Annotated in this window: 23 protein-coding genes; 7 read left to right on the top strand and 16 right to left on the bottom strand. The window is 39.2% G+C overall.

Going from position 1 to position 23,152, the window contains the following annotated elements; translation table 11 throughout:
• The first annotated feature begins 26 nt into the window (after positions 1-26).
• From ABJG98_RS13800 to ABJG98_RS13790, 3 genes are read left to right on the top strand one after another with little or no spacing between them, the layout of a single operon-like run.
• Positions 27-569: a DUF1599 domain-containing protein gene (locus tag ABJG98_RS13800; RefSeq protein WP_348280122.1), complete on the top strand. Its 543-nt coding sequence runs from the start codon at positions 27-29 to the stop codon at positions 567-569.
• A complete protein-coding gene (locus ABJG98_RS13795; RefSeq protein ID WP_348280121.1) occupies positions 566-1,660 on the top strand; it encodes a BT_3928 family protein in 1,095 nt (364 codons plus the stop codon). Before ABJG98_RS13800 ends, ABJG98_RS13795 begins: the two co-directional genes overlap by 4 nt.
• A complete protein-coding gene (locus ABJG98_RS13790; protein WP_348280120.1) occupies positions 1,657-2,127 on the top strand; it encodes a shikimate kinase in 471 nt (156 codons plus the stop codon). The genes ABJG98_RS13795 and ABJG98_RS13790 overlap by 4 nt, the downstream gene beginning before the upstream one ends.
• Here ABJG98_RS13790 and ABJG98_RS13785 read toward each other — a convergent pair.
• Together ABJG98_RS13785 and ABJG98_RS13780 are read right to left on the bottom strand one after the other, a co-directional pair.
• Positions 2,124-3,665: a hypothetical protein gene (locus tag ABJG98_RS13785; protein WP_348280119.1), complete on the bottom strand. Its 1,542-nt coding sequence runs from the start codon at positions 3,663-3,665 to the stop codon at positions 2,124-2,126. The genes ABJG98_RS13790 and ABJG98_RS13785 overlap by 4 nt on opposite strands.
• A 14-nt stretch (positions 3,666-3,679) precedes the next feature.
• Entirely contained in the window at positions 3,680-4,918 is a 1,239-nt protein-coding gene (locus ABJG98_RS13780; protein ID WP_348280118.1) for a hypothetical protein, read from the bottom strand.
• A gap of 132 nt (positions 4,919-5,050) precedes the next feature.
• Between ABJG98_RS13780 and proS the strand changes: the two genes are divergently transcribed.
• Genes proS through floA form a run of 3 tightly spaced genes read left to right on the top strand, consistent with a single transcriptional unit; the run spans position 5,051 to position 8,032 of the window.
• Positions 5,051-6,520, top strand: coding sequence for a proline--tRNA ligase (gene proS, locus ABJG98_RS13775; RefSeq protein WP_348280117.1), 1,470 nt, complete (start codon positions 5,051-5,053; stop codon positions 6,518-6,520).
• 11 nt (positions 6,521-6,531) lie between these two features.
• Positions 6,532-7,002, top strand: coding sequence for an NfeD family protein (locus tag ABJG98_RS13770; RefSeq protein WP_348280116.1), 471 nt, complete (start codon positions 6,532-6,534; stop codon positions 7,000-7,002).
• A gap of 19 nt (positions 7,003-7,021) precedes the next feature.
• Positions 7,022-8,032, top strand: a complete 1,011-nt coding sequence (gene floA, locus ABJG98_RS13765) for a flotillin-like protein FloA (protein WP_348280115.1) — start codon at positions 7,022-7,024, stop codon at positions 8,030-8,032.
• A gap of 45 nt (positions 8,033-8,077) precedes the next feature.
• On the opposite strand, the gene ABJG98_RS13760 is transcribed toward floA, so the two are convergent.
• The 12 genes from ABJG98_RS13760 to ABJG98_RS13705 form a co-directional block, all read right to left on the bottom strand.
• A complete protein-coding gene (locus ABJG98_RS13760; protein WP_348280114.1) occupies positions 8,078-8,635 on the bottom strand; it encodes a YfiT family bacillithiol transferase in 558 nt (185 codons plus the stop codon).
• An 8-nt stretch (positions 8,636-8,643) separates the two neighbouring features.
• Positions 8,644-9,153: a DUF2480 family protein gene (locus tag ABJG98_RS13755; RefSeq protein ID WP_348280113.1), complete on the bottom strand. Its 510-nt coding sequence runs from the start codon at positions 9,151-9,153 to the stop codon at positions 8,644-8,646.
• A gap of 4 nt (positions 9,154-9,157) precedes the next feature.
• Positions 9,158-9,832 (bottom strand): tRNA (adenosine(37)-N6)-threonylcarbamoyltransferase complex dimerization subunit type 1 TsaB, encoded by a 675-nt coding sequence (tsaB, locus tag ABJG98_RS13750; protein WP_348280112.1) that lies wholly within the window; start codon positions 9,830-9,832, stop codon positions 9,158-9,160.
• A 6-nt stretch (positions 9,833-9,838) separates the two neighbouring features.
• Positions 9,839-11,497 (bottom strand): S41 family peptidase, encoded by a 1,659-nt coding sequence (locus tag ABJG98_RS13745; RefSeq protein WP_348280111.1) that lies wholly within the window; start codon positions 11,495-11,497, stop codon positions 9,839-9,841.
• A 1-nt stretch (position 11,498) separates the two neighbouring features.
• On the bottom strand, positions 11,499-11,879 hold the full coding sequence (gene rnpA, locus ABJG98_RS13740) for a ribonuclease P protein component (RefSeq protein WP_348280110.1): 381 nt from the start codon (positions 11,877-11,879) through the stop codon (positions 11,499-11,501).
• 11 nt (positions 11,880-11,890) lie between these two features.
• Positions 11,891-12,046 carry a 50S ribosomal protein L34 gene (gene rpmH / locus ABJG98_RS13735; protein WP_348279338.1) on the bottom strand — a complete coding sequence of 52 codons (156 nt, stop codon included), beginning with the start codon at positions 12,044-12,046 and terminating at the stop codon, positions 11,891-11,893.
• Between the two features lie 135 nt (positions 12,047-12,181).
• Positions 12,182-14,251: an insulinase family protein gene (locus ABJG98_RS13730; RefSeq protein ID WP_348280109.1), complete on the bottom strand. Its 2,070-nt coding sequence runs from the start codon at positions 14,249-14,251 to the stop codon at positions 12,182-12,184.
• A gap of 20 nt (positions 14,252-14,271) precedes the next feature.
• Complete coding sequence (locus ABJG98_RS13725) at positions 14,272-15,618, bottom strand: pitrilysin family protein (protein ID WP_348280108.1); 1,347 nt, start codon at positions 15,616-15,618, stop codon at positions 14,272-14,274.
• Positions 15,619-15,659: 41 nt separating this feature from the next.
• Positions 15,660-16,655 (bottom strand): adenosine kinase, encoded by a 996-nt coding sequence (locus tag ABJG98_RS13720; protein ID WP_348280107.1) that lies wholly within the window; start codon positions 16,653-16,655, stop codon positions 15,660-15,662.
• A complete protein-coding gene (locus ABJG98_RS13715; RefSeq protein WP_348280106.1) occupies positions 16,655-17,530 on the bottom strand; it encodes a glycerophosphodiester phosphodiesterase family protein in 876 nt (291 codons plus the stop codon). The genes ABJG98_RS13720 and ABJG98_RS13715 overlap by 1 nt, the downstream gene beginning before the upstream one ends.
• Positions 17,530-18,609, bottom strand: a complete 1,080-nt coding sequence (locus ABJG98_RS13710; protein ID WP_348280105.1) for a metallophosphoesterase — start codon at positions 18,607-18,609, stop codon at positions 17,530-17,532. The genes ABJG98_RS13715 and ABJG98_RS13710 overlap by 1 nt, the downstream gene beginning before the upstream one ends.
• 88 nt (positions 18,610-18,697) lie before the next feature.
• A complete protein-coding gene (locus ABJG98_RS13705) occupies positions 18,698-19,180 on the bottom strand; it encodes a YHS domain-containing (seleno)protein (protein WP_348280104.1) in 483 nt (160 codons plus the stop codon).
• Between the two features lie 145 nt (positions 19,181-19,325).
• On the opposite strand from ABJG98_RS13705, the gene ABJG98_RS13700 reads away from it, so the two are divergent.
• Positions 19,326-19,679 carry a hypothetical protein gene (locus ABJG98_RS13700; RefSeq protein ID WP_348280103.1) on the top strand — a complete coding sequence of 118 codons (354 nt, stop codon included), beginning with the start codon at positions 19,326-19,328 and terminating at the stop codon, positions 19,677-19,679.
• Positions 19,680-19,746: 67 nt separating this feature from the next.
• Here the strand turns inward: ABJG98_RS13700 and ABJG98_RS13695 are convergent, their stop codons facing one another.
• Both ABJG98_RS13695 and ABJG98_RS13690 read right to left on the bottom strand, forming a co-directional pair.
• Positions 19,747-20,439: a hypothetical protein gene (locus ABJG98_RS13695; RefSeq protein WP_348280102.1), complete on the bottom strand. Its 693-nt coding sequence runs from the start codon at positions 20,437-20,439 to the stop codon at positions 19,747-19,749.
• A 272-nt stretch (positions 20,440-20,711) separates the two neighbouring features.
• A complete protein-coding gene (locus ABJG98_RS13690; RefSeq protein WP_348280101.1) occupies positions 20,712-22,523 on the bottom strand; it encodes a hypothetical protein in 1,812 nt (603 codons plus the stop codon).
• Positions 22,524-23,152: the final 629 nt, after the last annotated feature.

Genomic DNA, 23,152 nt, shown 5'->3' with positions numbered 1-23,152 from the left:
TAGTTTTGCTTGTCAAGTAAAATTACATGAGACAGGAAACTGAGCAGCAATACAAAGAGATCATTTCTGAGTGCAAAGAAATTTTTGCGAAAAAAACGAAAGATTATGGTACCGCATGGAGGATTTTAAGGTTGCCATCAATAACCGATCAGATCTTTATCAAAGCCCAACGTATTAGATCCATTCAGGAAAAAGGTGAGAATAAAGTTGGTGAAGACATTAGTAACGAATTTATTGGCATCATCAATTATTGCATAATCGCTATCATTCAAATGCAGCTCAATGGATCAGAAGAAATGGAAATTCCGTTTGATGAGTTGGAACCAAAATATGATCAGGTAGCCAATGATACCATGAACTTGCTCTCTGCAAAAAATCATGATTATGGTGAGGCATGGAGGGAAATGCGAGTCAGCTCAATGACCGACATCATTCTCATGAAATTGATGAGAGTTAAACAAATTGAAGATAATGCCGGTAAAACCTTAATATCTGAAGGAATAGATGCCAATTATCAAGATATGATCAATTATTCTGTTTTTTGTTTGATCAAATTAAAAGAAGCATGAAAATCTTAAAAGAATTTGCTCGCTACGCTGTAGGTGCACTTTTCATTTTCTCAGGGATTATCAAAGTGAATGACCCGGTAGGAACTGCAATCAAGCTGGAAGAATATTTTCAGGTTTTTGCATCAGATATTGCGCCATTTTTTGAATGGTTTGTTCCGGCGGCACTTTTTCTGAGTGTTGTATTAAGTGTTTTGGAAGTTGTCCTTGGAATTGCGCTAATCATTGGGTTTAAAATGAAACAAACATCATGGATTCTACTCGCCATGATCGTTTTCTTTACTTTCCTCACTTTCTATTCAGCCTATTTCAATAAAGTAACTGATTGCGGTTGTTTCGGTGATGCCATAAAGCTGACCCCTTGGCAATCCTTTTATAAAGACATCATTCTTCTTGTTCTGATTGGAGTGATTTTCTGGAAGAGAGATAGCTATTCTTCATTATTAAACAGGAAAGTAGGGATCTTAAGTGTTGGTGCCGCCACCATCGTATTGGTAGTAGTTGCAATAATTGCTATTCAACATCTACCCTACATTGACTTTAGGGCTTATAAAGTAGGCAATCATTTACCTACACTCATGCAAAATTCAGCTCCTCTGAAATATGTTTATATCATGGAGAAGGAAGGAGAAACTTACGAGTTCGAGACTTACCCTTCTGAAGGAGGTTATGAATATGTGGAAGCTAAGCTGACCAACCCGGACGCTGCGGCTAAAATTACAGACCTCAATGTTTGGCGTGACGATACTGATTATACAGAGGAGCTTCTTACCGGAACCAAACTTGTCATCATAATTCATCAAATTGAAAAGACTTCTTTGAAAAAGATCGATCGATTAAGAAATCTCACCTTCGCAAACCCTCGATTTACAACATGGATTCTTACATCTTCAGGTTATGAGAAATTTGAAGCTTTCAGACATGCCAATCAATTGGCAGCTCCATATTTCTTCGCCGATGCTACGGTTCTGAAAACAATGGTTCGATCAAATCCGGGAGTTGTATTAATTAAAGACGGAGAAGTATTAGCTAAATGGCACTATAATGACACTCCTTTGGCAGATGATGTTATTGAAATTTTAAATCGTCAGTGAACCGTCGAATTTTTTTGATTGGACTTCCCGGTGCAGGAAAAACTACAATGGGTCTTGATCTTGCGGTAGATCTGGAGATTCAATTTGTTGATCTAGATCAGGATATTGAAAAGAGTACAAAGCTCTCCATATCTGATATTTTTGAATCAATGGGAGAAGCTCATTTTCGTCAACTTGAAAAACTTCACCTTGAAAAAGTAATCCAGGAATTAGACTCATTTGTCATGGCTACCGGAGGTGGCACTCCATGTTTCTTCAATAATTTGAAGTCAATGAAAGAAGTAGGTGAAGTAGTTTATGTTGATACTCCAATTGAAGATATTGAGGCTCGACTTGTTTTAGATGAAACCCGTCCCTTAATGAAATTAAATAGCCTTAATGATTTGCTTGACAAAAGGAAAGGATGGTACAATCAAGCTGATCATACCATCCGGAAATACAAAGATCTTTTAGCACTTTTCTCTTAAAAATTAAGTCCGAAAGTGACAGATACAGTGGTGTTATTGATATCGCTGGTCGCAACGGGCTGATCACTTGTAATAAAATATGGTACAGCTTGTTGCTGTCTCGAGCTCGAGACCATCACAAAGTCTAGAAAATAATCAGAGGTACGGTAACCGAAACCGAGTGACACATTCGCTCTTTCATTCAGATTGGAACCTTTAACGGGATCTGGCAGTATTGCATATCCTGCTCTCAGTCTGAAATTATCAAATCGGTATTCTCCACCTACACGGATATTCATTACAGATTCGTAAACATCCTCAATTATGTCATTGTCTGATGCCGTGGAAAAGTCTTCAGAGTTAAGATTAGCCTTAGCATAATCTACGAATTCAAGATCTCCAGATAAAAACCCATCCTTTCCGATAAATAAAGCTGCTCCTAAACCAACTTTTGAAGGAGTTCTTAATCGATATTGATTTACAAATAAACTGCTCTGATATGGGTCGATTGTGGCTAGGTCATAGGTGACTTCTTCTCCGTCTACGGTCTCAGTATAAGTAGTCCCTGCATCCCAATCTGCTGCTAAATCCAAATAGCTTTCTTCATCCATGGTGAAGAATGAGGGAGAAGTATAACTAGCACCAATGGTCAAAATTTCTATCGGACGGAAGATCGCTCCAAAGTTGAAATTCACCCCTGATCCTCTCACGTTTATTTCATCATCTATTCTTATGGCATTTAAGGAATCTAAGTCAGAACCGCCTTGTAAAAAATCAAACTCCTCGTAAGCTCTTTCTTGCTTATAGTTAAGAATTTGAACCCCCATTCCTCCTCCAAAATAAAATTTATCATCATAGTTTCCTCCCCATGCCATATTTAACTGATAGTGAGATCCACGTTCCTTTATTGTCTCTCTTTGAATCGGAAATCCACCAACAAAAGCGTCATAAAACTGGATGTTACCACCACCGTCAGCTACAGGTGTTATCAGGAATTGATCGAAAGCAGCATAGCTTAATTCACTAAGGTCATCAATACCTTGTGCCCCGGCATCTTGAAGAATATTATCTACAATTGAATTGTATCCATTTTCACCCTGATAACTCCTATTCAGGTGAAACGTATTATTTCTACTTAATGAAATGGCCAGAGATCCGCCCTTGAATTTATCCTCAGAGAATCTGCCTTTATTAAAATTGATCACCGTCCCTATGTTGGCAAAGTTGAAATTGTTTCTAAAGTTCTCTTCGGAACCCTGTCTCTCAAACCCATCATCTCTTAAAATTCCATATTCAGTATCTGTGTTTATAAAATCAAGCGATGGGGTCAGAACGAAAACACTCTTGTTGAAAAACCCTAAACCTGCCGGATTTGATACAGCAGAGCTAATATCACCGCCTAAAGCTATCTGAGCTCCTCCTATCGCCTGCATTCTGGCAGTGCTGCCAAAAGAATAGTTTGAATTACTGAATCTAAATGCATCCTGATAGTACTGAGCATTGGACATAACTGAATATCCAAAAAATGAAAGTAAGAGTATGATTAACTTATTTTTCATTGATGTCATTTTTTTTAGTTCCCTCCTCGTCTTCCAGAACTTGATCTTCCAGATGAAGATCTTGAACCTGATGATCGACTTCCTGATGATCGACTAGATCGACCCACGGATCCTGAACTTCTGGAAGAGCCGGATGATCTTACCGAAGAACTTCGACCTGATGAACTCCTTCCGCTTGAAGCAGGAGGTGAGTAGCTGCGTGTTCTCGAGCTGTTGCTTGACCGACCGTAGTTCGAATTAGAATTTTGTCTGCTAGAATTAAACCTACTATTTAAATTCGTTGACCTTGAATTATTAATGGAACTCGAAGATCTCGAATTAATTGAACTGGAACTACGCGAGTTTCCATTGGCAATTCTTCCAGCACGCGATCGATTTAAATAATCTGACTGCTGTCTGCTATAGCTTCTTCCATTATTTGAATCAGTTGTTGCTGCCACCCTTCTTCCAGATGACGATCTACTCTCTCTCGACGACACAGAACCTCTGGAAGGTCTGGCACCTCTCACGACACCTCGTCCTCTCCTTGAATTGTTATCAACCAGGTAAACTGGCCTTCTGTAGTAATTTCCATAATATACTGGCGGGCACCACAGTGAATTATAAAATCCACCTCCCCAGGCCCAGGAATTCCAGCCCCAGCCAGCGTTCCAGCCCCAGCCAGCGTTCCATCCCCAACCACGATTCCAACCCCAGCCAGCATTCCAACCCCATGGATCCCAAAAAGGATCATACCAAGGATTTCCCCATGCATTACCATAGGATACAGACCAAAAGTTTCCACCCCAGCTGTTCCATCCCATACCAAATCTGAATCTTGGTCTATTCCATCGATTGAAATCATTCCAATTGTCATTGTAATAATTGTTTATAACAACCGGCTGTTGAGAAGTATTATCATAGGAGGCTTGTGGATCACTATAGTTTTGATTGTCATACGAATTGTAATCGGTATAATCCCGATCAGACCTATAATCTTCCTGTGTTCTTTCAGGCTCATAGTAATCAAGTGATTCCTCACTCACATCACCTGAAACCTCGGCATTATATTGATATTGCCTACCCAGAAAGCTTAGCTCTTTATCATTTGAAGGCTGATTTTGGTAACTTTGAGCTTCCTTATCCTCGTTCTTCTTCTGCTTCTTGACCCGGTCCTTTTTCGTAAAGTATAAATCGTCATACTCTTGACTGAAAGCCATTGAAGTGGATAAACCTAAAATGGCTATTAGAAAAATTTTAAGATACTGTCTCATGATCAACCTCCTTTGTTTTTAATTAAACGATTCTTGAGGGCTCTCTGTTCTATAGCTCCGCTATATTTGCGTCCCTTATTAAAATCTTATTTACCTAAGGAGCAAACTCCATACCAAAAGAAATATTTATACATGGCTAAAGCTATTCCATCTCGTTCTGAAGATTATTCATTGTGGTATAATGAATTGGTAAAAAAGGCCGGATTGGCCGAAAATTCTCCTGTAAGAGGATGCATGGTCATAAAACCTTATGGATTTGCCATTTGGGAAAAAATGCAGCAAACACTGGATAAAATGTTTAAAGACACTGGTCATGAGAATGCCTATTTCCCGCTCTTGATTCCAAAATCCTTTTTGAGTAAGGAAGCTGATCATGTGGAAGGATTTGCGAAAGAGTGCGCTGTTGTCACCCATTACCGCCTGAAGAACGATGAAGATGGAAAGGGTGTGGTGGTAGATCCTGAAGCAAAGTTGGAAGAGGAATTAATTATACGTCCAACTTCAGAAACGGTCATTTGGGATTCGTATAAAAACTGGATTCAGTCGTACCGTGATCTTCCAATTCTGGTGAATCAGTGGGCAAACGTAATGCGATGGGAAATGAGAACCAGGCTATTTTTAAGAACTGCAGAATTCTTATGGCAGGAAGGACATACGGCACATGCGACCAAGCAAGAAGCAGTGGATGAGACCCGACAGATGCTAGATGTATACGCCACATTTGCCGAAGAATTTATGGCAATGCCGGTTATCAAAGGTGTAAAGACTGAGAGTGAGCGCTTTGCTGGTGCCGTTGACACCTTCTGTATTGAAGCAATGATGCAGGATGGAAAAGCACTTCAGGCTGGGACATCACATTTTCTGGGACAGAATTTCGCCAAAGCCTTTGATGTAAAATTTGCGACCAAAGAAGGAAAAGAGGAATTGGTTTGGGGTACGTCCTGGGGGGTAAGTACCCGATTAATGGGAGCATTGATTATGGCTCACTCTGATGACGATGGACTTGTTCTTCCACCAAAATTAGCCCCAATACAGGTCGTGATTGTGCCAATTTTTTTCAAAGATGAGCAGCTGGAAGAGATAAGCAAGGTTGTCTCACCCATCGTTGATGAACTGAAAAGTAAAGGTGTGTCTGTGAAGTTTGATACACGAGATACCCATAAACCGGGATGGAAATTCGCTGAATACGAGCTGAAAGGAGTTCCAGTCAGATTAGCGGTAGGCCCTAAAGATCTGGAAAAAGGAACAGTAGAAATCGCCCGAAGAGATACAAAGGAAAAATCCTTTCATCCAATGGGCTCTGCTGTTGATCAGGTGATGTTCTTGCTAGAGGACATTCAGAACAACATTTACAACAAGGCAAAAGAATTTCGTGAAGAAAACTCCCGAGAGGCTAATACCTATGAGGAGTTTAAAAATTTGGTAGAGAAAGGGTTCGTTTATGCTCACTGGGATGGTACTGCTGAAACTGAGGATAAGATTAAAGATGAGACGAAGGCAACCATTAGATGTATTCCAATAAATCAGAAAAAGGAAGAAGGAAAATGTATCTTTACTGGCAAGCCCTCAAAGGGACGTGTGCTTTTTGCAAAAGCTTATTAAAATCAATTTAGATGGACTGGCTAATCATAACCGGACTTATTCTTTTAGGTACTTTTCTAATTATTGCGGAGGTAATCTTTGTGCCTGGAACCACCATTGTCGGCATATTGGGATTTATATGTTCGGTGTATGGAATATTTCTTGGTTACGATTATTATGGAGCTTCCACAGGAACTATAGTTCTTGTTGTTACAGCTGTGATTAATATGGGAGCCTTAATTCTTGCTTTTAAAAGCAAGTCTTGGGAAAGGTTCTCTCTGAAGGGAACGGTGGCCGGAAAATATGATGATGATTTTAAGCCAAACCTTCAAGAAGGTGATAAAGGAGTAACCATATCGTCGCTTAAGCCTGTTGGTAAAGCGTTATTTGAGGAGAAAGAAATAGAAGTACGCTCAAATGGTGGTTTTGTTCCTGAAAATGTAGAAATTGAAGTCCTAAGAATAGAGTCTTCAAAAATTTTTGTTCAACCCGTAAAAAACTAAAATCATGGGTAGCAGTGTGATGCTAATATTACTCGTAGTTGGAGGAATTATCCTCTTTTTCATTTTTCTCTATTTTGTTCCAGTTAACCTCTGGATCACTGCCATTTTCTCTGGTGTAAGAGTAGGCCTTTTAGAACTCGTTTTTATGAGAATCAGGAAGGTACCACCTTCAATAGTGGTTAATTCATTGATTACAGCTACAAAAGCTGGACTCATGACTCAAGATGAGGAGGGCGGCAATAAAAGGCAATTAAAAACTCAGGAATTAGAAGCTCATTACCTGGCAGGAGGAAATGTACCACAGGTTATACGTGCGCTAATTTCAGCCGACAAAGCCAACATAGAGCTCACATTTAAACAAGCTACTGCCATAGATCTTGCCGGTAGAGACGTTTTTGAAGCTGTTCAGGTTTCCGTTAATCCAAAAGTTATCAATACTCCATCCGTGGCTGCTGTCGCGGCTGATGGTATCCAATTGGTGGCTAAAGCCAGAGTAACTATCCGCGCTAACATTAAGCAATTGGTTGGTGGTGCTGGAGAAGAAACTATTCTAGCGAGAGTCGGCGAAGGAATTGTAACTTCAGTTGGTTCTGCATCTACCCATAAAGAGGTTCTTGAAAATCCAGATAAAATATCGAAACTGGTACTCCAAAGAGGACTCGATGCAGGTACAGCTTTCGAAATACTATCCATTGATATTGCGGATGTAGATGTGGGAGCCAATATTGGTGCGAAACTACAGACAGATCAGGCATCTGCCGACTTAAAGGTAGCTGAGGCAAAAGCTGAGGAAAGACGTGCAATGGCGGTAGCTGAAGAACAAGAAATGCTTGCCAAAGCACAGGAAGCAAGAGCTAAGGTAATTTTGGCTGAGGCGGAAGTACCTAAAGCTATAGCAGAAGCCTTTAGAAGTGGCAACCTGGGTATAATGGATTACTACAAATTCCAAAATATTGAGGCAGATACAGACATGAGAAGCTCAATAGCTGGATCTGGCACCAAGAAGGGATCATCCAAGAAAAAAAGCTAAGTAGATAACTAACCTAGAAAGAGCCCCAGGTGACTGGGGCTTTTTTTATGCATTGACTTTCTCTGGCGTGAACTCTCCCTCAAGTTCTATGGCTTGCTTGATATGGGCAAGGTGATGCTTACAGTGCCAATTGTACAATCCCAGCATCCACTCCAAAGTAAATTCACGGTTGTACTCCGGATGAAAATAGGTAAGCTTTCTATGCTCAGGTTTGAGTGATTTTAGCAACATCACCCACCTGTTATGAAGCCCTTCCAGGATTTCAATAGATTCTGTAATTTCTTCATTATCTGCATCAGCTGTTTTAGCCCATGCCGCCTCGTCGTAAGGTTTAATTGTTGGATTATCTTCCGTAAGAATTAGCTTGAATCTAATAAAGCTATTCATGTGACTATCCGCCAAATGATGGACCACTTGTTTTACATTCCAACTCCCTGGTCTGTATTGCATTTCTAGTTCATCGTAAGAAAGATTTCCAACAAGCTTCTTTAACTTCTCAGGCAGTTCTTGTAAGGTGAGAATCCATTTTTCGAAAACTTCGTCCGTAATTTCTGCTGGAACTTCATACTTACCCACAGGGTATTTTAAGATATCTATATCCACTGGTTAGGTTATTTTTTTCGTTTAAAGATAGGCACAGTACTGCATGGCTCTCCATACATGAGGCTATTTACTTGAGGGAATAGTGCCGAGGTAAGCTTGGTGTACGCATACTCAATGCTTTTAACATTACCACACCCTTTGATTACCACCTTTTTCTCATGAAAATCATTCTTTTGCAGGCAATCTTTTATCGCCTGATCAATCAATGATTCTTCAATTGCCTGTTCATTACCAAAGGTTACCGAATTTGCAAATTCTTGCATCCTGGTAACCAACAGCATATATGCCCAGGTAGGAACGATTGCATCCGCAGAGCAGATTAAGCCTACATTTTTTCCGTTATAGGTTTGCCAATCATGCTCTTTCAAAAACATTCTAAAGTCTTTTTCTCTTAAGATGAGGCCTTCAAATAAGACCTGCTTTACATCAAAGATGACATACTCACCTCGATGTAAATAATCCTCCAAATCGATTGAAATGAGTGGGCTTTTAGCGACTCTGTTAACAATTTCTTCCATTAACCTACAGCAACTGCTTTTTTGGTGTAGTAGTTCGCCATTCTTTTAGATAATTAGGTTCAAAATAGGCGACATCCTCGAAATTTTTATCCAAATACTTTCTGAAAGCCATTCTACCCATATTGCCTGCATCCGGAAAAATATCTTCTATAAACATCAGATTCTCCTGCCGCCATATATCTCTAAACTTGGGCATACCGTCACCAAAAAGATAAAGAGGCTTCTTAAATTCAATAAATGTATCCTCTTCCAAAATTTTTGGCTGAAGGTCCCAAATCTTATTCCCCTTTTGATCTTCTATCTGTGTATATACTTCCATTCTACGCGCATCCATCATGGGACAAAGTAGATGCTCACCCTGAAACCGGCCTCTCACAGCTTCGGTCATAATGTCTAGAGAGGAGATGGCTATGAGTGGTTTGTTCAACGTATAGCAAATCCCTTTTGCATTAGACACACCAATCCGAAGACCTGTATATGAGCCAGGGCCAGAAGAAACAGCCACAGCGTCAAGGTCTTTAAATCCAACATTTATTTCTTCGCAAATGTCCAGGGCAATTCCCGGTAATAATGAGCTATGAGACTTTTCCACCTGATGAGTTTGATTAGCTAACAATTCACCTTCACGATGTAGTGCTACTGAGCATACCATCGTGGATGTCTCTATACTGAGTATCAATGCCAATTAGTTTGGATTTAAAATGGACTGATATTTTTCAGGATCATTCAGAACAGTAACAGCGGCTTGCACATCCGGGTCCTTGCCAAAGGTAGATTCAATGATGCCTCGCTCATAAAAGTACCTGCCGGCTATTTCTTGCTCTAAAAGCATCACAATTTCTTCTTTGAAAGTCTCAAGGTCACTTTCTTTATTGGGCTTAGTTGCCATTTCCAGCTTGTCAAAATAGCTTTTCAGCTGAGTATATTTCTTTTCCTCTTTGGCAATCTCGATCAAATCCTGTGTTTCTCGCTCTACTCGGGTATCATAGTTAAAGTCCCTTCCGGATAACCATTTCTTGAAATCTTCATAGTCTGCATCTGTAAGCCGTAGATCATTAGGCTTTTCAGGATTCAAACCCTCATTCTTATAAAAATATTCAGTAGCGTAATAGAAAATATGATTGTCCCTAACCAGGCTTTTGGTGATCGGAGCAAACGCAAGTTTCTTCACCTCAACGTCCGGGTCAATACCCCCTCCATCAAAAACCTTTCGCCCGTTCAACGTATAAAATTCACTTTTCAAAGAATCCGGAATTTTTCCGACGCTCCCATCCTCATTTCGGTTGCTATAATCTATTGCCTGAATGCATCTTCCTGTAGGGGTGTAATACTTTGCTGTCGTGATCTTGACAACCGCATCATAGGAAAGTGGTCGCTCAATCTGAACCAGTCCTTTTCCAAAGGTCTTACGACCAATTAAGACTCCCCGATCATAATCCTGCATCACTCCTGAAACAATTTCTGAAGCAGAAGCACTTCCATTGTCAGTCAATACAACTACAGGAATGTTGGGGTCCACCGGATCATTTAAGGTATTATATGTCCAGTCATTAGCTCTTACTTTTCCTTTTTGAGTTACAATTTTTCTTCCTTTTTCCACGAATACGTTAGAAACGTTGACCGCCTCATGAAGCAAACCTCCTGGGTTTCCTCTTAAGTCCAAAATGATTTTGTCAGCGCCCTGCTCCATTAGATCAAGGACCTTGATCCCTATGGACCTGCCAACATTTTGTGTGAAACTTGTCAGTCGTACATATCCAATATCGTCAGTAACCATGCCTGCATAAGGAACACTATCAATTGCTATTTTTTCCCTCTTTACCGCAACGTCAAACATTTCATTTTGTCCAAATCGCTTGATGGTCAAAAGGATCTCTGAATTGGATTGACCTTTCATTAAAAAGCGAACCTCTTCCTGAGACTTGCCTTCCAGGGGAATTCCATTGATGGCATGGATCTCATCACCGGCACGCAATCCTGCTTCATGTGCGGCAAAACCTTCATACGGCATCACAATGGTGCTGACACCTTTTTTTCTTTCTACTACCGCACCAATACCCGAATACTCTCCGGTAGTCATCATGCGGTAAGTTTCAATTTCGTCCGCTCCTATGTAGTTGGTGTACGGATCGAGTGTTTCCAACATTTCATTTATCCCCGACTTCATCAAGGTTGTTGGATTGATTTCATCTACATAGTGGGTGTTCACTTCTTTAAAAAGGGTAGCGAAAATATCGAGGTTCTTCAATATTTCGAAGTACCGGTCTGTAGGAGGTTTGATTGCTGCTGTGAGAACAACAAAAACCGCAACTATGGGAAGGATGATTCTAATTTTTCTACTCATATCATTCTGCATTGATAGTACCCAAACGTTCCAGGCACTTGATTAGTTGAGTCTGAATGTCCTGAAAGGTCAAAATCTGTTTTGAAAGATAAATGAAACCAATAGAAAGGTGAATTGATTCGGTATTATTATCGATCAAATGTTTGTTTAGGCGGTAGGCTTCTCGTATTCTTCTTTTCAAAAGATTACGATCTACTGCTCGCTTAAAATTTCTCTTGGGAACCGAGATCAGAATTTGATTGGGCTCAGGAATAGCCTCTTTGAGGTGACGGACTTGAAAATCACCCAAATAAAAAGAGGAACCTTTTTTAAATAGTCCCTCTATTTTTTTCTTACTCGTAAGTTTTTCCTGTTTCGGAAAATGATATTTTGTCAGGCCCATAGGCCGTGAATTTACTTCTTATGGATTTCGTCAGAAACTGTAAGTCTCTTACGACCTTTTGCTCTTCTTCTAGCAATCACAGATTGACCATTCACGCTCTCCATTCTTTTTCTGAATCCGTGCTTGTTTTTCTTCTTTCTTACTGAAGGTTGAAACGTCCTTTTCATGTGTATATATTTTAATCAACTGTCACATGGAATTCGGCCCGAATGGCCTCATTTCATAGTATTAATCTTTCGCTCTTAAAAACGGAGGGCAAAGATAGATAAATCCTTGCCCTCTGCAAATAATTGATTATTATTTTAATTAACTTTAAAAGTCCCGTCGGGAAGATCCTGGTTGACTGAAAGTTCATCAACTGTAATTGTTATCATCTGCGGGCCAACACTTTGGACCATCTTATATGGAAACTTGACTCCATCAAATTCTTTGTAATCCGAATAACTTATAGATTGTGTAAACTGACCCTGTGGAGTATCCAAAACCTTCGAATACTTTACTTTAAGACCTGTTTCAGAATCAAAATACACCGTATATTTATTACCTTTTGGTAGAGTAACCCCTACACCGTATGCGTCCCTTCCATCAATCTTTTCAACACTTTCTAATTTCAACTCTGCTCCCAACTCTTGTAAACCAAGTTCACTAAATAGTGCATTGGAAATAATTTGCTCTTCTTTGGTCTTCTCGTCCATTGGGGTCTTATTTCCCATTTGCATCACAACAGCATCTTGACCGTCAGACACATTAGCCATGGCTACCATACCGCCCATGCTAATTTCCATTTTGGACTTCATTCCTTTTGCCTGAATTTGCATTCCACTGAGGTTTTGACCCATCGCTTGCACACTCATTTTCATTGAAATATTTTCAATCGATGAAATAGCATCTTCTCCACCAAGTGCTTTTTGGTAATTTGAAATCACTTTCTCAGCAGTCAATCCCTCAGGTAGCTTAGCTAAAGATGGATCTACCTCATTGCCATACGTATCGTAGTACTTCACTTCACCAAATGACTTAAGCTGATCAGCTACCTCGCTGGCCTTACCCACAACATTGATGTACGCACCATCAGTTTTCAGATACTTATCCGCCATTGCCATCACATCTTCTTTAGAAACGGCCTGCACCTTTTGAAGGTAGGTTGAATAGTAATCTGAAGGGAGGTTATACCTGGCAGTATTTAGGGCAAAACTTGCCACCGTTTGTGGTTGCTCAAGTGATCGCGAGAAACTTCCGGAAATGGAGTTCTTGGCTAGTTTCATTTCTTCATCCGAAATCTCACCTTTTTTCATTTGAGCCATTTCGTAGAAAATCTGAACAACAGAACTGTCTGTAACCTCATTCCGGACTGCTGCGCTTGCATTGAATCTGCCTACTAATTCATCACTAGATAAAGATGAATAACTACCATATGTGTAGCCTTTATCTTCTCTTAAGTTCATGAAAAGCTTAGCAGAACCTGAGCCTCCTAATATTTGATTCATCACTCGAGCTTTAATGACATCTTCAGAGCCTGTCTTAAGATCAACCGGATACGTAATGTTGATATTCGATTGTACAGCACTTGGTCTGTTTACAATACCTACCATATTCTTGCTTGGAGCAGTAGGTGTATCATAAGTTGGCATCTCAACTTCTCCGCGCTCCCAATTGCCAAAATACGTCTTCATTAATTTTTTGGTAGCCTTAACGTCTACATCTCCAACTACTGCCAGATACGCAATATTTGGTCTGAAGTATTTCTCGTGATAAGCCGTAAGGTCATCAATAGTAATGTTGTTGACTGTTTCTTTGGTCTGAATTTCGCCATAAGGATGGTCCTTACCATATAAAAGAGCTGCGTTCAGATTTGATGCAATAGCTCCCGGATCTTCTTCATTAGAAGCGAGCGCTGAAATGGTTTGCTTTCTTATTTTCTCCAACTCCTCCTCAGGAAACGTCGGGTTAAAAATAACATCAGTCATCAACTCTAATATTTTCTCATTGTATTTAGACAATCCCGAAGCGAAAACACTAGTCGATCCTGCCCCAAGAGAAGCTCCAATGAAGTCAATTTCCTGATCAAGCTGCTCTTTTGTCCGTGTTTCAGTGCCTCTTCTCATCATCTGACCTACCATAGATAAATAGCCAACCTTATCACCTTCAAGGATGGGCTCACGATCGATTACCAAGTTGTAGCTTACTCTAGGTAGCTTATGATTTTCGATAATGAAAACCTTTAATCCATTTTTCAATTCGAAGGATTCGTAATCCCCGATGTTGATTGGTCTAGGTGTAGCAGGTTCTGGCAACTTGCTTCTGTCTACCTGAGCAAATGATCCCAGTAGACTCAATGTTAGCATTAAGGTTAATATATTTTTAATCTTCATGATTTCTTGATTTTATTCACTTATTGATCCTCAATTTTTTCACCGTCCGGCTGTTTTTGCGCAGATTTTGGCAAATACACCAGTTCTACTCTTTTTTCAGGATCAAGGTATTTCTTAGCAACTCGTTGTAAGTCCTCTTTTGTCACAGCCATGTAGCGCTGCAATTCATCATTTATAAGGTTAGCATCACCGAAATAGACGTGGTAATTAGCTAAACTCTCAGCAATCCCTCTAACAGACCCATTGGAAGACACGAATTGGTTTTCAATTTGATTTCTAAGTTTTTGGAACTCCTTATCATCGATTGGTTCGTTTTTCACTCGCTCAATCTCAACATCCATTGCTGTAGATAAAGCTTCAGGAGAAGTCCCCATATTGGCAATGCCGTAAGAGATAAATACGCCGGCATCTTCTAAGGCAAACGGGATAGATGCCGCTGCAACAGCTAATTGCTGATCGTCAACAATTGACTTTTGGAACCGTGAGCTTTGTCCTCCGGAAAGTAAAGTTGTTAGCATTGTCATCGCATAATAGTCATCAGAACCCTGCTCTGCCATTTGATAAGCCTGGAAAACTCCCGGCAACTGAATGTTATCAAAAACCTCTGCCTGAACATCTCCAAGATCTTTCATTTTAACATCCGGGCGAGGAATGTCTTTTGTTCCTTTCGGTATTTCACCGAAATACATTTCAACTAATTTTTTAGTCTCTTCAATTTCAATATCACCGGCTATCGATAGCGTTGCATTATTAGGCACATAGAACGTCGCGAAGAAATCCTCAAAGTCTTCATCAGTAGCTGCATCAATATCCTCAAATGAACCTATAGGCGTCCATTCATAGGAGGTTCCTTCAAAAACTCTTGAGAACATTTCAGCTACTACGGACCCGTAAGGTTGGTTATCTACCCGCAATCTCTTTTCCTCTTTTACTACCTCTTTTTGAGTAGCAACTCCAGTAGAATCGATCGTTGCGTGAAGCATTCTTTCTGACTCCATGTAGAGTCCCAATTCCAATTGATGCGATGGAAGGGTTTCAAAATAGAAGGTACGATCATTTGATGTGTTCGCATTTAGCTGTCCTCCGGCACTTTCGATGATCTTGAAAAACTGACCTCTTGGGATATTCGGAGAACCTTCAAACATAAGGTGCTCGAAGAAATGGGCAAATCCTGTTCTTCCTTCGGGCTCATTTTTGGAACCTACATGATAAAGAACAGAGACATTAACAATGGGAGTCGAGTTGTCCTGGTGAAGGATTACATGTAATCCATTGTCCAAATCATACTCCACGAAATCTATCCGCTTTTCCTGGGCAAATGCTCCAAGCAGTGCGAATGTGCAAATTAAGGATAAGGTTTTTCGCATTTTATATTAGGGTTTAACAATTCAATTAATTCAGATACATCTTACTTCAATGTATCTAAAATGCTTTGTATATGGTTTTTGTTTAATCTTGGCCCATACTTTGAGACGACAGCTGAACTAGCAGCGCTCGCTAACTTACCAGCTTCAGCATGTGAATGACCGTTATTAATTCCGTATAAGAAAGCACCGGCAAACATATCTCCTGCCCCGGTTGCATCTACAGCCTTTGTAGGGAACGGCTGAATTTCATGGTAAGCTGCTCCGTCATAAACCAGGGCTCCATCTTTGCCTTTGGTGATCACAAATTCTTTAGCCACTTTGCTAATGGCCTTTTTTGCAGCATCCATTCCTTCAACACCTGCAAAAAGTTCTGCCTCTTCAATGTTGCAAAAGAGTAGATCAACTCCATCACCTACAATATCTTTCATCTGATCATTGAAATACTTTACCATGGATGGGTCTGAGAAGGTCATGCTAACCTTCACTCCATTCTCCTTCGCGATTCGTTTTGCTTCTTTCATGGCTTCCAGGCTTGTAGGAGATGAAACCAAAAACCCTTCCATAAAAAGGTATTTTGAGTTCTTTATAGCCTCTTCATTTAATTCATTTTTAGAGAAATCTGTTGTGATTCCTAAGAATGTGTTCATGGTTCGCTCCGCATCGGGAGTCACCATCACCAGGCACTTTCCTGTTGTGCCTTTATTAAGATTCTGTGGGTCCAGGTTCGTATCTATGCCTGCGTTTTCCAAATCAGATGTGTACAGCGTCCCGTCTTCATCATCCGCCACTTTGCACGTATAATATCCTTTCCCACCAAATTCAGCTAAACCAAAAATGGTATTCGCGGCAGATCCTCCTCCCTGCTTTTTTTTAACTGCACCGGCCACCTCTTTTAATAAGACACTCTGCCTTTCCTCATCTACCAAGGTCATAAGGCCCTTTTCTACTTCATTTTCAGCGAAAAACTGATCTTTCACTTCTATTTCATAATCAACCAAGGCGTTACCAATGGCACATACATCGTACTTCTTACTCATTATTCTTGTATTACTTTCAATGCTCTATCCGGGTAATCAGTGATTAGTCCATCAACGCCCAGATCAATTACTTTTCTTATGTCTGAAACTTCATTCACTGTCCATGGAATAATTTTCATCCCTGCGTTTTGAATTTCTTTCACATTTTCCTGCGAAAGTAATTCATAATAGCATGAATAAACTTCAGGGGTAAATCCAAGCGAATCAATATTGGTCTTCCATGGAGAGTTATTTTCTATGAGAATTGCTAATTCAACTTCCGGATATTTTTTATTAAAATAAATAAGTGTCCTAAAGTCAAATGACTGAATGGTGACACGATCAATGATTCCTTCAGCAAGAAGGAAAGCATAAACCATATCTGAAAATTCCGAAGGGACTGGATGAAAGGTTCTATCCGTTTCCTGTTGAGTCTTTAGCTCAATGTTGTACCGTATTGGTGTAAGTCCATTTTTGGATATGTACGATTCAACGCTATCAACAACATCCTTAAGAAGTGGCTTAAAAGTTTCGATTCTTTCCTGCTCAGGAAATCTATCGTTTCCTATTGATCCACAATCAAACTTCCTGATTTGATCATAGTCTAATTTATATATGTTAATAATCGAATCCGGATGAATCAAATTGCCTAGTGAATCGGTGCAGAAACTTGGTGAGAAGTAAGGTTCATGGCTGACAACAAGTTGGCCGTCCTTTGAAACAACCAGATCAAGTTCTAATGTTTTGACTCCCAAGTCAGTGGCCAGAATAAATCCCGGAATACTATTCTCTGGTGCCAACCCCCTTGCTCCTCTATGTCCCTGCAAATCAATTCCCTTTCCTGATTGAGGCTTACATGAAGCCATTGTTATGATTAAAATCCAAATTCTAAGCATTAGGATAAAAAGTTTATTCGGGTGAAAACATATTGAAGAGATTCCTCATTCACAACCATGCGATAGAAATCTGAATCCCCCAACCTTTCTGGTTGATAACCACTCTGCATTAAGTACTTTTTGCTGATCCTTTTATCAAACCAATGTACCAGGCGAATTTTATCCTCTTCGATTTCAATACACGTCATCCCTCGTTTTCCTACAACGCAACCTGAATTGAAAAGGCATGGAATATGAAATAGCGTGTTATATACATAGCTTTGGAAGCCGTGCTCATTATTTTCCTTATGGTACTTTTTGAGTTCTTTTTTATGAGACTTAATTTCTGATTTGATCTCATCAATTTCATTGCTATCTGCAGCAGCATAATCTCTACAGAGTTTCTCTATTTTGTACCTTAGGCGCTCTACTTTATGCAAGGACTCAAATAGCGGACGATGTGTGTGACCAATTATAGAGACTACCTTATTGAAAGAGGAAAACCCGTACACCCTCTTTTCAATTTTGTATTGCTTTTTACTACTATGAGATACAGAATAACTTTTTATTCCCAGAGGATTTGCAAAATATTTTAGTGTAAAACCGATCAGCTCATTATGCTCCTGATACTTCTTGCTGGCTTGATGGCCATGGAAAACAAATAAATTATCGTTTCCGAACCTAAGCCTCAGGGAGTCATAAAGTTTATAATTAAATGGAAGATTTCTCATTAATTGCAGCTCAAGATCATGATTCCCGACTGTCTTAAACAAAGAATCTTTAACGTTAAATTGATCAAACAGCCTATACACCTCTTTCCAACTATTCACGATTTTCTTTAATTGAAATCGTTGTAGTTCCTCAACATCTCCATTCAAGATGAGGGCATGGTCTCTTTTTAGGTAATAACTTTTTAATGCGGAGGTGAAAAGATTGGCGTTTTGCTTAAAGTCATCGGTGGATCCACCATCACCCATGTGAAGATCGGAAAAGATCACCCACTTCTTCTTTGAATGAATATCCAATATTGGACTTTGCTCGTAGAGCTTGTCTAGTTTTCGGTAAAGAACTTTTGTGCTTAACTGATTCTTCTTAGCCATTTGTTGCTATCCAGCAAATCAAATAAGCAATTTATGGATATGAATAATAAGTACATGCTGTTTTTGCCAATGAGAAGAAAATTTAACATTAGTGACTTAATGCTAGGTCAACCATTTTATCCCAGTTTGCATCTGCTCTTACTTCATAGTCAATTGGATCTTGATTCCATTCTTCTTTTAGACTTCCGGTCAATTTTGTCATCCAACTGGAGGTAAAAAGGATAAGCTGACCATCTTGTATCTGCCATTGTGTAGGATCGGGCTCCATTTTTGTCGATGTTTCGGCCACTGCATAGGCACACCAGCCTCCATACTCCGGAAGGTATTTTTCCGGATTTTCTTCAAATAAACGTCGGTTCTTTGTGCTGGAAAATTGATAGGATATTCCATTATAATTAACAACTTCTTGATTCACCCCTTTTTTTGCTTCCCCTTGCGCAAAGTATGCTACAAGGTCATAGCCATCCAGAGCAATACCTTCGATGTTATAGATTTCATCCTTAGGTGCATCTACAGTGTTGCAAGATGAAATCAATGAAATAGCAAGTAATAGCGTACTAATTTTCTTCATAGATTTTAAAAAGTTTTGACTTATTTACGCAGAGTCGTATTGCGTGGCGAAAGAAAATTGGGCTTTAATTAGTTGAAGTCTTAAGAAAGACATTAGGAATTTTTTATAAACTGACTATTTTAGTGATTCACACATACCTAATGCTATGCCGGAAATAAAAAAAATCACTCACAAAGGAAAACAGATCATCTACGTTGATTATCGCGGACAGTCAGAGGATGAAATGCTTGAAACAGCCTCTTCTTTAAGGGATTATTTACTTTCTGACCCAGGGGAGCACTTAAGACTCGTGAACATTACAGAAACACCAGCTACGCGAAAATTTACTGCCTTTATCAGGGAAATGGGCAAGGAAACTAAAAATGTGCCGGTCAAAGGTGCTGTTGTAGGAATTACAGGGGCTAAGAAAGTGTTGCTATCAGGATATAACAGGCTTCTGGGCGGGGCTATGCGTCCCTTCGATGATGAGGAGATAGCAAAAGACTATTTGATTAGTTAGCCTATTGAATGGATATAAACAAAAAGCCTGATGAAGTATCACCAGGCTAATAAAAATTATGTTTACGTTATTTTGTCCGTTGAAATTCAACGACTTCTTTAGACAAGTTATAAAAGCTATCGTAGGCTCTAACTTCAATCAGGTAATGTTCAGCGCTAATTTTGTTTAGCAAACCTGTTAAGTCAATATGCTGCTCCTCATTGAATTCGAATTTGTGTTCATCGTTGATTGTTACCGTGACTTTCTTCACCACAACGTTTTCATCATCAACATCAATTGCTAGTTGGACATTTTTTGGAAAAACCGGGATTCCATTATCATACAACTTTGGGGAGAAATTGAACCCGGATCTAATATTTGGACCTTGTTTGTCTACAGTTATTTCCTTCCATCTAACCGGCTCTTGGTTACCCACTTCGTCGACGCTGTAATACTTAATGGTATACGTTCCATCTGCAAGTTCGTGGGGCATCATTTGACGTCCATCCGACTTCATGAAAGGATAATCTGCAACCTTAAAATAGGTCGTCACCGGTCCGGATTCTTCTTCTATTTTGAATTTTATTCTTGTAGCCGGGCCAAAAATAAAGCCTCCGGCTTCTGTCCTCAATAAATCCGTTCGAGGAGCGAAAATATCTTCTACCGATGAACTTGTATTTTCTATTATTGATGCAGGCGCATTTTCAAAAGACATCTGTGCTGACATATTATAACCAGCGAGTACTATTAAACCAGTTAAAATTTTTTTAGTTAAATCCATAGCTGACTGTTTTGATTGAATTTGACACAAAGATGAATAAATGAATTCTGCATCAATATCAGTGTAAGAATGGCTTTTGACTTAGGTGATTTGATTAGGGAGAAGTTGGGGCTTTTTTAATTAGAAAAATTATAAGTATCTATGAATGAGATGATTAAATCATCCTACATAAATAAAAACTGTCATTTATATTAAATCTGAATTTGCAAAATCAATAACATAAAAAACCCTGACTCATTCTGAATCAGGGCCTATAACTAGCTGAAACCCACTTAATCCTCAATTTTAAATGCTATAACCTCAACTGAATCATTACTTACCAAATCTGAAGTTGTAATTTTGACATTATAAGCTTGCCCTTTTTTAAATGCTTTCTTCTCACTAATATCGATAGTCTTGGGACTACTGTAGTGCACTTCTTTCTGGTCATTGACCTGATACGAAATAGAATTGGTCCCAGACTGATCATCCGTCGCTCCTAAGAAAAGCCTTGTCCCTGAAGGGTAGACCGGCATACCGTCTTCTACACCAATTGGTCTATTGCTAAAATTGTATACTATTTCAGGTCCTTTTTTATCCAAGTATAAGTCTATACTTTTTGAGTACTCAACATTATTAACATTGTCTATAGATCGGTACATCATCCCGTAGTATCCCTCATTCTTTAAGGTAAATGGTTGATCATATTCTGAGAAATCATCGCCAATTCCAGCAAATTCAATATAAGCCAAACCGGCATTCTCATCTGATCCCACTAATTTCAATTTAGTGTTTTCGTTTACATAATACCTGTTAGCTACCTCAAAATAGTCTCCTACAAATTCAATATCTGTTGATGGTCTTAATGTGTCCACAAATACCTTTTGAGTTTTCATTTGTTCAAGATTCGCAACCTTATCGATAGCGTTATATTTCACGCTGGTTAAACCATGAAAATCCTGGAAAGAAAATGCATTTTCATACACTCTATCAGTAGTGGATCTTGTTGAATAATTAATTTGTTCCACACCAGCCTTATTGTCTTCAGAAGAAAGGGTAATTAATGAAGCTGCGGAAACAAATAAGATATCATCATCAGTAAATGACGATGTTGCATTTATTGAAGTTAAAGGTGCTATCTTATCCAGGTATACCTTCATTTCTTTTAATTCCTCACCATTATTTACATTATCTACACTGTAGTAATTAATAACATAATCACCATCAGCCAAGCTAGCAGGTAGTACTTGTCCTTCCTTAGCTTTGATGTAAGAAATATCTCCCAACTTAAAATATGTTGCTCGAATTCCAGAGTGTTCCTCAATTACATCAAATTGGAGACTGGTGTTTGGTCCGAATACAAAATTTTCTAGATGTGTTTTAATCAGTTTAGTAACCGGTGCTTTGTTGTCATACACAAAATTTATCGTTGCGGTTTCTGAGTAGTTATTTACATTATCAACTGCATAATAGCTGTAGGAATAATCCCCTGAAACCTGATTTGAAAATGTTGCTTTGCCTGTTTCCCAGTTAGCATTATTTAGACTCCATAAGCTTCCTTTAACGCCAGATTGCTCATCCCAATCTTTTAATTGAATTTCTAAATCACCACCATAGTAGGTTATGTTTGATAATCGATACTTATTAGTTGAAGAAAGTATTGGACTAACAATGGGGGGCTTACTATCTGCGTAAAGCTCCATTTCTACCTCTCTTAATGGATAAACGTATTCTTTAGAACTTGGATCAACTGCCCATTTAGTTCTTATTAAATTAGGACCTTCTGTATCGAGATAGATAGGAGTAGCGTCTTCCGGGTGTTTTTGACTTTTCAGATCATAGGTTTTACCATCTGGTGTGATGGAAAACTTAAGATAAATTGGTAAATTTTTATTGACATATGTTTTACTGGTCTCGTCAACAAAGACAGTCTCTTCTTCCATTACGATTTTTGGTGGAGCAGTTCGATCTAGAGATTTTTTATTCAGATCATTCGAATTTGAATTCAAGGGTTTTACTTGGTTGTCGGCCATTGCTATTTGAGCATTCAAGTCTGAAGAAAGACTTATTATGACAGTGATAAATACTAATCGGAGGAGTTTCATGTGAGTTTGATTTTGATTAAAATAATATTGTCCAAATATCATTCTGAAAACCTTACGATTTTATAGTAGAAACCATTTCGACTAATTAGGCTAAATACTTACGGGTAATTCAGCGTATTCATTGTGCTGAAAATATGAAGGTCCATAGATATTAGATAAACTAGAAAATGGGTAGGACGAGTGAAATAATTAATTAGGGCATGAGGTTCTGGTGAGATCTTGAGGTTTGTTAATTTCTCGTGGAGTTTTTTTGTTGCAGGATCATCATCCCTTTTTAAAGTGCATAAAAAAACCTCAATCGACTAGATTGAGGTTTGAATAATGTGGGCGCTGAGGGATTACTCATACCCACAACCTTGCCGCACTGCCCCTCGTGAACCTTCGGTTTCGAACCCGGGGGCTCTCATCCCTTTTTTTAAAGGACATAAAAAAACCTCAACTGATTGGGTTGAGGTTTGAATAATGTGGGCGCTGAGGGATTACTCATACACACAACCTTGCCGCACTGCCCCTCGTGAACCTTCGGTTTCGAACCCGGGGGCTCTCATCCCTTTTTTAAAGGACATAAAAAAACCTCAACTTATTGGGTTGAGGTTTGAATAATGTGGGCGCTGAGGGATTACTCATAC

It is taken from the genome of Ekhidna sp., from assembly GCF_039960695.1.
GTDB lineage: Bacteria > Bacteroidota > Bacteroidia > Cytophagales > Cyclobacteriaceae > Ekhidna.
Note: the sequence above shows the minus strand (reverse complement) of the source record. Positions and strands in the feature narration are given on the sequence as shown.

Bases quoted from the DNA above. Each gene is read 5' to 3' on its own strand.
- ABJG98_RS13725 (WP_348280108.1), bottom strand. From the start codon at position 15,618: ATGCGAAAAACCTTATCCTTAATTTGCACATTCGCACTGCTTGGAGCA.
- floA (WP_348280115.1), top strand. From the start codon at position 7,022: ATGCTAATATTACTCGTAGTTGGAGGAATTATCCTCTTTTTCATTTTT.
- ABJG98_RS13770 (WP_348280116.1), top strand. From the start codon at position 6,532: ATGGACTGGCTAATCATAACCGGACTTATTCTTTTAGGTACTTTTCTA.
- rpmH (WP_348279338.1), bottom strand. From the start codon at position 12,046: ATGAAAAGGACGTTTCAACCTTCAGTAAGAAAGAAGAAAAACAAGCAC.
- ABJG98_RS13785 (WP_348280119.1), bottom strand. From the start codon at position 3,665: ATGAAAAATAAGTTAATCATACTCTTACTTTCATTTTTTGGATATTCA.
- ABJG98_RS13690 (WP_348280101.1), bottom strand. From the start codon at position 22,523: ATGAAACTCCTCCGATTAGTATTTATCACTGTCATAATAAGTCTTTCT.
- ABJG98_RS13745 (WP_348280111.1), bottom strand. From the start codon at position 11,497: ATGAGTAGAAAAATTAGAATCATCCTTCCCATAGTTGCGGTTTTTGTT.
- rnpA (WP_348280110.1), bottom strand. From the start codon at position 11,879: ATGGGCCTGACAAAATATCATTTTCCGAAACAGGAAAAACTTACGAGT.
- ABJG98_RS13795 (WP_348280121.1), top strand. From the start codon at position 566: ATGAAAATCTTAAAAGAATTTGCTCGCTACGCTGTAGGTGCACTTTTC.
- ABJG98_RS13800 (WP_348280122.1), top strand. From the start codon at position 27: ATGAGACAGGAAACTGAGCAGCAATACAAAGAGATCATTTCTGAGTGC.
- ABJG98_RS13730 (WP_348280109.1), bottom strand. From the start codon at position 14,251: ATGAAGATTAAAAATATATTAACCTTAATGCTAACATTGAGTCTACTG.
- ABJG98_RS13705 (WP_348280104.1), bottom strand. From the start codon at position 19,180: ATGAAGAAAATTAGTACGCTATTACTTGCTATTTCATTGATTTCATCT.
- ABJG98_RS13700 (WP_348280103.1), top strand. From the start codon at position 19,326: ATGCCGGAAATAAAAAAAATCACTCACAAAGGAAAACAGATCATCTAC.
- ABJG98_RS13715 (WP_348280106.1), bottom strand. From the start codon at position 17,530: ATGCTTAGAATTTGGATTTTAATCATAACAATGGCTTCATGTAAGCCT.
- ABJG98_RS13755 (WP_348280113.1), bottom strand. From the start codon at position 9,153: ATGGAAGAAATTGTTAACAGAGTCGCTAAAAGCCCACTCATTTCAATC.
- ABJG98_RS13695 (WP_348280102.1), bottom strand. From the start codon at position 20,439: ATGGATTTAACTAAAAAAATTTTAACTGGTTTAATAGTACTCGCTGGT.
- ABJG98_RS13710 (WP_348280105.1), bottom strand. From the start codon at position 18,609: ATGGCTAAGAAGAATCAGTTAAGCACAAAAGTTCTTTACCGAAAACTA.
- ABJG98_RS13720 (WP_348280107.1), bottom strand. From the start codon at position 16,655: ATGAGTAAGAAGTACGATGTATGTGCCATTGGTAACGCCTTGGTTGAT.
- proS (WP_348280117.1), top strand. From the start codon at position 5,051: ATGGCTAAAGCTATTCCATCTCGTTCTGAAGATTATTCATTGTGGTAT.
- ABJG98_RS13780 (WP_348280118.1), bottom strand. From the start codon at position 4,918: ATGAGACAGTATCTTAAAATTTTTCTAATAGCCATTTTAGGTTTATCC.